A 9,559-nucleotide genomic window follows, 5' to 3' on the forward strand; every position below is an offset into this window, starting at 1 on the left:
GCTAAGCGGCCGACCTTCCGAGCCGCTTAGTTCGTGGGCAGAACCGCGTGCGGTGCCGGACGAAGGTTTTCCGGCTGGCGGCTTCGACTTTGGTCGGATGCGCAAAAAACTTTGAATCCGCGGCGTTTTCTGTCGGCGATCTTCCGTGATACAGACGCTTCGGCCAAAAGCGCCATCGCGCGGATCGCGCCGTCCCTTCGAACGCGCGCCATGGAAACTCCCGGGGAAACGCCGGCAACAAGGAGATGCAGATGAAACGTCGTGACTTTTTGAAAGTATCGGCCACTGGTGCCGCGGTGGCGGCCGTCGCCTCGCCGGCGATTGCGCAGTCCTCGCCCGAGGTGAAGTGGCGTCTGACCTCGAGCTTCCCGAAGTCGCTCGACACCATCTACGGCGGCGCGGAATATCTCTCCAAGCAAGTCGCGGAGATGACCGACAACAAATTCCAGATCCAGGTGTTCGCGGCGGGTGAAGTCGTCCCCGGCCTGCAGGCGCTGGATGCCACCTCGAACGGCACCGTCGAAATGTGCCACACCGTGTCGTACTACTATGTCGGCAAGGATCCGACCTTCGCGGTGTTCGCCTCGGTGCCTTTCGGCCTCAACGCCCGGATGCAGAATTCCTGGCTGTACCAGGGCGGCGGCAACGAGCTCGCCAACGAATTTTACAAGAAGTTCGGCGTGACCGGCTTCCCCTGCGGCAACACCGGCACTCAGATGGGCGGCTGGTTCCGCAAGGAGATCAAGACCGTCGCCGATATGAGCGGCCTGAAGATGCGCATCGGCGGCATCGCCGGCCAGGTGCTGCAGAAGGTCGGCGTCGTGCCCCAGCAGATCGCCGGCGGCGACATCTATCCGGCGCTGGAAAAGGGCACCATCGACGCTGCCGAGTGGGTCGGTCCGTACGACGACGAGAAGCTCGGCTTCCAGAAGGTCGCGAAGTACTACTACTATCCGGGTTTCTGGGAAGGTGGCCCGACCGTGCACGCCTTCGCCAATCTCGAGAAGTTCAACGCACTGCCGAAGAACTATCAGTCGATCCTCGCCAACGCGGCGGAAGCGACCAATACCTGGATGGCGGCGCGCTACGACATGCAGAACCCGGCGGCGTTGAAGCGTCTGGTCGCCGGCGGCACGCAGCTCCGCCCGTTCTCCAACGAAATCCTCGATGCCTGCCTCAAGGCGACGAACGAGCTGTGGGGCGAAATCTCCGCCAAGAACGCCGACTTCAAGAAGGCCATCGACGCGATGCAGGCCTACCGGTCGGATGAGTATCTGTGGTGGCAGGTCGCCGAATACACCTTCGACAGCTTCATGATCCGCTCCCGCACCCGCGGCTGATCACCCAGCTGAAGTCGAAACAAATCAGCCCGGCCTTCGCGAGAAGGCCGGGCTTTTTGTTTGGGCAACTTCGCAGGGCGCTGCTACGCACACTGCCGTCATCCAGAGGTGCGAGCGCAGCGAGCCTCGAAGGATGAGCTCCAGGCGCCTGCGGCCCATCCTTCGAGGCACGTCGCACCGCGCTTTGCGCGGTTCGCCGTGCACCTCAGGATGACGTGGTGCTGGTGGAGAAGCAGGACGACTGTGTCTGCAAACTTACTATCACCGTCATTGCGAGGAGCGAAGCGACGAGGCAATCCAGCTCCGTGCACCGAACTGGATTGCTTCGCGGAGCCTGTCATCGGGCCGGCCGAAGGCCGGACCCGTTGGCTCGCAATGACGGCGTTATGTGAGGTGGATCAGAACTTCGGCGGGCCGAAGTCGAGCGGCGGGATGTCCATCTGCGGCAGGTCGATCTTGACCTTGGAGGGATCGACCGTGGAGGCCGCGCCCTTGTAGTGCATCACCATCGAGGGGAAGGCGATCACCAGCGTCACCATGATGATCTGGATGAGCACAAATGGCACCGAGCCCCAGTAGATCTGGCCGGTGGTGACCGGCGCCATTTCCTTGCCGCTGACGCGGTCGATGTAAGGCAGCTTCGGCGCCACCGAGCGCAGATAGAACAGTGCGAAGCCGAACGGCGGGTGCATGAACGAGGTCTGCATGTTGACGCCGAGGATGACGCCGAACCAGATGAGATCGATGCCCAGCTTTTCGGCCGGCGGGCCGAGCAGCGGGATGACGATGAAGGCGAGCTCGAAGAAGTCGAGGAAGAACGCCAGCACGAACACGAAGGCGTTGACGAAGATCAGGAAGCCGATCTGGCCGCCGGGCAGCGACACCAGCAGCTCTTCGACCCAGCGGTGGCCGTCGACGCCGTAGAAGGTCAGCGAGAACACACGGGCGCCGACCAGGATCAGCACCACGAAGGCCGACAGCTTGGCGGTGGCTTCGGTGGCCTGGCGGGTCATTTCGAAGCTGAGCCGGCGCTTCGCCAGCGCCAGCAACATCGCGCCAGCGGCGCCCATCGCACCGCCTTCGGTCGGGGTGGCGACGCCGATGAAGATCGTCCCCAGCACCAGGAAGATCAGCCCGAGCGGCGGCACCATCACGAACACCACCTGCTCGGCGAGCTTGGAGAGCAGCTTCAGCCGCAGCAGCCGGTTGATGATCGCGATCACGAACGACAGCGCCACGGTGGCCGACATCGTCAGCACGACGTAATCGGCGCCGGCCTTCACGTCGGTGAACCGCATCAGGGCGATTCCGGTCAGCGTCGACACCAAGACGACGAGATACAGCGACATCGTCATGGTGCGGATCACACCCAGGAACGGCCGGAACAGGACCCCGAGCAGGATTACGAACCAGAAGCCCTGCATCGCCAGCGCCGGCAGGCCGACCTTGGCGAACGCCGGCATGCTCCAGTCGAACAGATCGAGGTGGACCGCGAACAAATAGGCCGCGCCCGCCGCGGACAGCGCCGCCAGCGGCATGATCAGCGGATGCCGGGCGGTCTCCGGCTCGCGCAGCGTCTGCGCCTCGAGCGGCAGGCCGGGCGCCGCCTTCGGGGCGAACACCGTGACCAGGAAAATGTAGCCGGCATACAGCAACGACAGCACGATGCCGGGGATGAACGCGCCCTCGTACATGTCGCCGACCGAGCGGCCGAGCTGGTCGGCCATCACGATCAGCACCAGCGACGGCGGGATGATCTGGGCCAGCGTGCCGGAGGCGGCGATGATGCCGGTCGCGACGCGGCGGTCGTAGCCGTAGCGCAGCATGATCGGCAGCGAGATCAGGCCCATCGAGATCACCGAGGCGGCGACCACGCCGGTGGTGGCGGCGAGCAGGGCACCGACGAACACCACCGCATAGGCGATGCCGCCGCGGATCGAGCCGAACAGCTGGCCGATGGTCTCGAGCAGATCCTCGGCCATGCCGGATCTCTCCAGCACCAGCCCCATGAATGTGAAGAACGGGATCGCCAGCAGCGTCTCGTTGTTCATCACGCCGTACACGCGGTCGGGCAGGGCCTGCAGGAAGTCCGGCCGGAACAGTCCGAGTTCGATGCCGACGAACGCGAACAGCAGGCCGTTGGCGGCCAGCGAAAACGCGACCGGATAGCCGAGCAGCAGGAACACTACCAACGACCCGAACATGATCGGCGCCATGTAGTGGATGAATAGTGCGGTCATTCGGACCGGCCCCCCAACGCGATGACCACAGTTCGGCTCAAGGCTTGTCGCTGCCGATATTCATCACCAGCCGCTCGGCTTCGAGCTCGGCGGCGCTGTGCGAACCCTGCGCGATGTTGCTGTCCGGGATCACACCCATCAGCATCGCGGCGCGCTTGATGATCTCGGAAATGCCCTGCACGATCAGCAGCACGCACATGATCATGATCAGTGATTTGGCCGGCCATTGCGGCAGGCCGCCGGCGCTGAACGACTGCTCGTTCTGATCGTAGGAATTCAGGAAGAACGGCACCGACCACCACAAGATCACGATCGCGAACGGCATCAGGAACAGGACGTGGCCGATCATGTCGATCCAGCCCCGCACCTTGAGCGGCAGCGTGTGATTGATGATGTCGATGCGGATGTGTTCGTTACTGAGCAGCGTCCAGGGTGAGCACAGCATGAACACCACGCTGAACAGCACCCACTGCAATTCCAGGAACGAATTGGAGGAGGTGTCGAGCACCTTGCGGACGATCGCATTGCCCGCCGAAATCACCACAGCCACGACGATCAGCCAGGACAGCCAGCGTCCCACGAAGGTGCTGAACGCGTCGATCTTCCGGCTCAATCCGAGCAACGCCTGCAAGGCCAGGTCTCCTCCCGTAGCGCCCGGTCTTGGTGTTGCGACAAGGAGTCGCTGATCCGCCATGGCGCGCGAAGCGGGCGCACCATTTCAGCGGTTATTCCTGCCGTCAATTGGAAAATGGGTGTCATTGGCGTGGTTTGACAGCGGAAATCGCTGTCGAACAACGCGCGACGTCAACCGCCGGTGACGCTCATGTGCCGGCCGACGCTCGGGCGGTTGTGGCGGCGATCGATGATGAAGTCGTGGCCCTTCGGCTTGGTGCCGATGGCGCGGTCGATCGCGGCGTTGAGCAGATCGTCGTCCGCCGAGGCGCGCAGCGGACGCCGCAGATCGGTGGCGTCCTCCTGGCCGAGGCAGGTGTGCAGCGTGCCGGTGCAGGTGACGCGCACGCGATTGCAGGATTCACAGAAATTATGGGTGAGGGGCGTGATGAAGCCGAGCCTCCCGCCGGTCTCGCCGACCCGGACGTAGCGCGCCGGGCCCCCGGTCGAATCCGGCAGATCGGTCAGGGTGTAGTTATTGGCGAGCCGGGCGCGGATCAGCGACAGCGGAACGTATTGATCGATGCGGCCCTCGCCGACATCGCCGAGCGGCATCACCTCGATCAGGGTCAGCCCCATGCCGAGCCCGTGGGCCCATTCCATCAACGACGGGATCTCGTCCTCGTTGACGCCCTTCAACGCCACGGTGTTGATCTTGACGGCGAGGCCGGCGGCTAGGGCGGCCTTGATGCCGTCCAGCACGCGGTCGAGTTCGCCCCAGCGGGTGATGCTCTTGAAGGTCGCTGCATTCAGCGTATCGAGCGAGACGTTGATCCGTTTGACGCCGAAATCGGCCAGTTCGGCCGCATACTTTGCGAGCTGCGAGCCGTTCGTGGTCAGGGTCAGTTCGCCGAGCGCGCCGGTCGTCAGATGGCGCGACAGCGAACGCACCAGCGACATCATGTTGCGACGGACCAGCGGCTCGCCGCCGGTCAGCCGCAGCTTGCGCACGCCGCGCGCGATGAAGGCCGAGCACAGCCGATCGAGTTCTTCGAGCGTGAGCAGGTCCGCGCGGGGCAGGAAGTTCATGTCTTCCGACATGCAGTAGACGCAACGGAAGTCGCAGCGGTCGGTGATCGACACGCGCAGATAGCTGATCGTTCGCCCGAACGGGTCGATCATCGGCGCGCCGAGATTCGGCGGAGTCGTCTCGGCACTGGTCATTCGCGGGCCCTATCGACCTCGCCGCAGGTTCAGCGGCGAAGAGCTCGCATCTATCTAGGCATGATCGTCGCTGACGACAATCATGCCCTGTGCTGCGTTGCGAAGCGTCAGCGCGCCGGCGCGGCTGCTGGAGCCGGGAACGGCGATGCGGCTGCCGGGGCCTCTGCGGCCGGGGCCGCTGCCTTCGGCTTGCGCGCCCTGTGAACCGGCTTGCGAGCGCGGACCGGCTTGGCCGGCTGCAGCTCGGCTGTGACCGGATTCGGCGAGGCCGATGCGGTACCCTGCGACATCAGGCTGCCTTCGGTGACCGTCACCGTGACCGGCACCGTCGCCGGCTGGAACTTGGCCATCGAGAAGGTGACGGTGAAGTCACCCGGCGGCACTGTGATCGAGCAGGGGGTCTTACAGCTTTGGCCGGTCGAGGTCAGGGCGTCCGCGCCCTGCGGCGTGGAATCCAGTTGCACGGCGACCGTCGGCGGTTCCGACTTGAACGCGCCGGAGAGCGAAGAACAGCCTCCAAGTGCTAGTCCCGCCACAGCAAATACAAAAAATCGACGCATGTCCCATCCGTCCCTTATGCGGCCATCCGCCACAGCCCCGGGCGGACCATAGGATCGTCATGCCGTCGATGCAACCGAACGAGCCGTAAACCTAAAAATTGGTTAACGCCTGTGCACGGCGAAATTTACCAGAAACTGCAAGCCGTTGTGGTCGTCATGCAGGAGGCAGCAGGCGGCTCACCGCTGCCGGCAGGTCGCGCATATGGCCGACCAGGAGGTCCGGCTTGAGCTCGGCGATCGGAACTTCGGTGTAGCCGAACTCCACGCCGATGACCGGCACACCGGCCCGCCGCGCCACGCCGACGTCCGGCCCGGCGTCGCCCACCATCACAGCCGTGGCCAGGTCACCGCCGGCCCGGGCGACGGTCTCGCGCAGAATCGTCGGGTCCGGTTTGGAGGCGCCAAAGGTGTCGGCGCCGCAGATCGCCGCAAAACGGCTGGTCAGATTAAGGCGATCGAGCAGCAGGCGCGACAGACCTTCGAGCTTGTTGGTGCAGACCGCGAAGCGGTAGCCTTGGTCGGCCAGCTGGTCGAGCGTCGTCTCCAGCCCTTCGAACGGGCGCGACTCGTCGGCGATGTGGGCGGCATAATAGTCGATGAAGTCGACCGTCAGACGGTTGATATCGTCGATTCCGATGGCCCGCCCATCGAGCTCCAGGCCGCGTTCGAGCAGGCGGCGCGCGCCTTGCCCGATCATGTTGCGGGCAACGGCCATCGGCACGGCCGGCATGCCCTCGCGATTGAGGATGTAATTCAGCGCGTTGATCAGGTCGGGCGCGGTATCCACCAGCGTGCCGTCGAGATCGAAAACGACGATGCGGGACGAACTCATATCTAAACCGCTAGCCTCAACCGACGATTTCTGCAACCGGCACACGTGCCAATGCCCACAATCCGCCTGTTCGTGGCCGGCGAAGGCCGCTAAAAGGGCGCGGCCGCGGGGGGCGCGGCATTGCGCGTTGGGGTCGATCGGATGGACAAGGAAGCGTTGAAGCGCCGGGCCGCGGCGCGGGCTCTGGAAGAGGTCCGCGACGGCATGCGGCTCGGGCTCGGCACCGGCTCCACCGCCAAGCATTTCGTCGAGCTGCTCGGCGAGCGAGTCCGGGACGGGCTGGATGTCATTGGCGTTCCGACCTCCGAGGTGACCCGCGCCGACGCCGAGCGCTGCGGCATCAAGCTGACGACCCTGGACGAGATCGACCGGCTCGACCTCACCGTGGACGGTGCCGACGAGGTCGATCCTCAGCTGAACCTGATCAAGGGCGGCGGCGGGGCGCTGCTGCGCGAGAAGATCGTGGCAGGGGCCTCGGACCGAATGGTCGTGATCGCCGACGACACCAAATGGGTGCCGACGCTCGGCCGGTTTCCACTCCCGGTCGAAGTCATCCCGTTCGGGCTGGCGGCGACCCGGCGGGCGCTGATGCTGGCTTTCGAGCAGGCCGGGACGGGGGGTGAGCTGTCGCTGCGCCGGACCAAAGACGGCCATGCTTTCGTCACCGATGGCGGCCACTGGATCATCGACGCCCACTTGAACCGGATTCCCGATGCTCCCCACTTGGCCGGATTGTTGTCTGCAATCCCGGGTGTGGTCGAGCACGGCCTGTTCATCGGCATGGCGCGGCTGGTCGTCCTCGCCGGCGCCGAAGGAATTCGAACTGTCGAACCGGCGTGATCGCCGTCTAATCCCAGGAGACTTTAGAATGAAGTATCTGTCGAACCTCGTGCTTGCCGCCAGTCTGGCGCTGGGCATGGCGATGGCGGGCGGCCAGGCGATGGCGCAGACCGCCAACCCGAGCCCGGCCGCGATGGCCTACGCCAAGGAAATCCTCGATCTCAAAAAGGCCAGCGGCATCTACGCCAACGCCATTCCCAACATCGTGCAGCGCACGATGGATACGCTGATGCAGAGCAATCTGAACTATCAGCAGGATCTCAAGGACGTCGCGGTGGTCGTCGCCAAGAAGATGGCCGGCCGCGAGAAGGAGATCGGCGACGGCATGGCGAAGATCTACGCCACCGAGTTCTCCGAGCAGGAGCTCAAGGACCTCGTCACGTTCTACAAGTCGCCGCTCGGCCAGAAGCTGCTCAACACCGAACCGAGGGCGATCCAGGAAAGCATGCAGTACATGCAGCAGTGGGCGCAGAAGTTCGCCGAAGAGGTCAACGGCGAATTCCGCGCCGAGATGCGCAAGCGCGGCAAGAACATCTGACGTTGCGTACCAGCCTGCTGGCTCTATCTATTCGGCATGCCCGGGTTTGTCCCGGGCATCCACGATACTGGGCTAGCCGTGAGTGACGTGGATGGCCGGGACAAGCCCGGCCATGACGGAGAAACAGAAACGACGACGACTTGGCCAGCGGTGGATGCCGCCGAGCATGAGCGACAGCTTCCGAGGGCGAAGACGATGGCGGATTTCGATGCGGACCTGTTCGTCATCGGTGGCGGCTCCGGGGGCGTACGCGCCGCCCGTATCGCCGCCGGGCATGGCGCCCGTGTCGTCATCGCCGAGGAATATCGCTACGGCGGCACTTGTGTGATCCGCGGCTGCGTGCCGAAGAAGCTGTTCGTCTATGCCTCCCACGTTCATCAGGAAATCCGCGACGCCAAAGGCTTCGGCTGGAGCATCCCCGAGGCGAGCTTCGATTGGCCGACGCTGATCGCCGCCAAGGACAAGGAAATCGCCCGGCTCGAGGGCATCTACGCCGGCAACGTCGCCAAGTCCGGCGCGGTGGTGCACCGGGCCCGTGCGGTGTTCGAGGATCCGCACACCGTGCGGCTTTCGACCGGCGAGAAGCTGCGCGCCAAGCATATCCTGATCGCCACCGGCGGCGCGCCCAATCACGGCAAGGAAATCCCCGGCATCGAGCATGTCATCTCGTCCAACGAGGTGTTCGATCTGAAGGAATTGCCCAAGCGCATCGTCATCCAGGGCGGTGGTTACATCGCGCTGGAATTCGCCTGCATCTTCGCCAATCTCGGCAGCGACGTCACCGTGATCTATCGCGGCGACAACATTCTGCGTGGCTTCGACGAAGAGGTCCGCGCTCATGTTCGCACCGAGATGGAGCGCGAGGGCATCAATATCCTCACCGGCTGCACCGTGGCGAAGGTCGAGAAGCTGGGCGATGAGTACGTCACGCATTTGTCCAACGGCTCGAGCGTCGCGTCCGACAAGGTGATGTTCGCGATCGGCCGGCATCCGGCCGTCGCCAATCTCGGCCTGGAAAAAGCCGGCGTCGCCATGAATCCCGACAATGGCGGCATCGCGGTCGACGATTACTGCCGCACATCGGTGCCGCACATCTACGCCATCGGCGACGTCACCCATCGCATCAACCTGACGCCGGTGGCGATCCGCGAAGGCCACGCCGTCGCCGACAATCTGTTCGGCGGCAAGGACGTGCGGGTCGACTACTCGAACATTCCGACCGCAGTGTTCTCGCAGCCTGAAGTCGGCGCGGTTGGCCTCACCGAACAGCAGGCGCGGGCGCTGTGTCCGGCCGTCGATATTTACCGGACCGATTTCCGCCCCATCAAGGCGACGATCTCCGGCAGCCAGGTCCGCACGCTGATGAAGCTGGT

General features: G+C 64.4%; 9 protein-coding genes. 4 read left to right on the forward strand and 5 right to left on the reverse strand.

Annotated features, from left to right (window positions below):
- Window positions 1–251 precede the first annotated feature (251 nt).
- On the forward strand, window positions 252–1,340 hold the full coding sequence (locus tag I5M_RS00005; RefSeq protein ID WP_031334832.1) for a TRAP transporter substrate-binding protein: 1,089 nt from the start codon (window positions 252–254) through the stop codon (window positions 1,338–1,340).
- A gap of 398 nt (window positions 1,341–1,738) precedes the next feature.
- On the opposite strand, the gene I5M_RS00010 is transcribed toward I5M_RS00005, so the two are convergent.
- The 5 genes from I5M_RS00010 to I5M_RS00030 all read right to left on the reverse strand — a co-directional run bounded on the left by I5M_RS00010 (window position 1,739) and on the right by I5M_RS00030 (window position 6,808).
- On the reverse strand, window positions 1,739–3,580 hold the full coding sequence (locus I5M_RS00010) for a TRAP transporter large permease subunit (RefSeq protein WP_022719524.1): 1,842 nt from the start codon (window positions 3,578–3,580) through the stop codon (window positions 1,739–1,741).
- A gap of 37 nt (window positions 3,581–3,617) precedes the next feature.
- On the reverse strand, window positions 3,618–4,211 hold the full coding sequence (locus I5M_RS00015; RefSeq protein WP_022719525.1) for a TRAP transporter small permease subunit: 594 nt from the start codon (window positions 4,209–4,211) through the stop codon (window positions 3,618–3,620).
- A gap of 173 nt (window positions 4,212–4,384) precedes the next feature.
- Entirely contained in the window at window positions 4,385–5,416 is a 1,032-nt protein-coding gene (moaA, locus tag I5M_RS00020) for a GTP 3',8-cyclase MoaA (protein WP_022719526.1), read from the reverse strand.
- Window positions 5,417–5,523: 107 nt separating this feature from the next.
- The gene (locus I5M_RS00025) at window positions 5,524–5,880 is read right to left on the reverse strand and encodes a PEGA domain-containing protein (protein ID WP_307704336.1); all 357 of its coding nucleotides are present in this window, start codon (window positions 5,878–5,880) and stop codon (window positions 5,524–5,526) included.
- 250 nt (window positions 5,881–6,130) lie between these two features.
- Window positions 6,131–6,808: an HAD-IA family hydrolase gene (locus I5M_RS00030; RefSeq protein ID WP_022719528.1), complete on the reverse strand. Its 678-nt coding sequence runs from the start codon at window positions 6,806–6,808 to the stop codon at window positions 6,131–6,133.
- A gap of 141 nt (window positions 6,809–6,949) precedes the next feature.
- Between I5M_RS00030 and rpiA the strand changes: the two genes are divergently transcribed.
- The 3 genes from rpiA to gorA form a co-directional block, all read left to right on the forward strand.
- Window positions 6,950–7,648 (forward strand): ribose-5-phosphate isomerase RpiA, encoded by a 699-nt coding sequence (gene rpiA / locus I5M_RS00035; RefSeq protein WP_022719529.1) that lies wholly within the window; start codon window positions 6,950–6,952, stop codon window positions 7,646–7,648.
- Window positions 7,649–7,676: 28 nt separating this feature from the next.
- Window positions 7,677–8,186: a DUF2059 domain-containing protein gene (locus tag I5M_RS00040; protein WP_022719530.1), complete on the forward strand. Its 510-nt coding sequence runs from the start codon at window positions 7,677–7,679 to the stop codon at window positions 8,184–8,186.
- 195 nt (window positions 8,187–8,381) lie between these two features.
- Window positions 8,382–9,559, forward strand: a 1,178-nt coding sequence (gene gorA / locus I5M_RS00045) for a glutathione-disulfide reductase (protein ID WP_022719531.1), incomplete at its 3' end; no start/stop codon positions are given.

Origin of the sequence: Rhodopseudomonas sp. B29, assembly GCF_000333455.1 — a bacterium.
Classification (GTDB): Bacteria; Pseudomonadota; Alphaproteobacteria; order Rhizobiales; family Xanthobacteraceae; genus Rhodopseudomonas.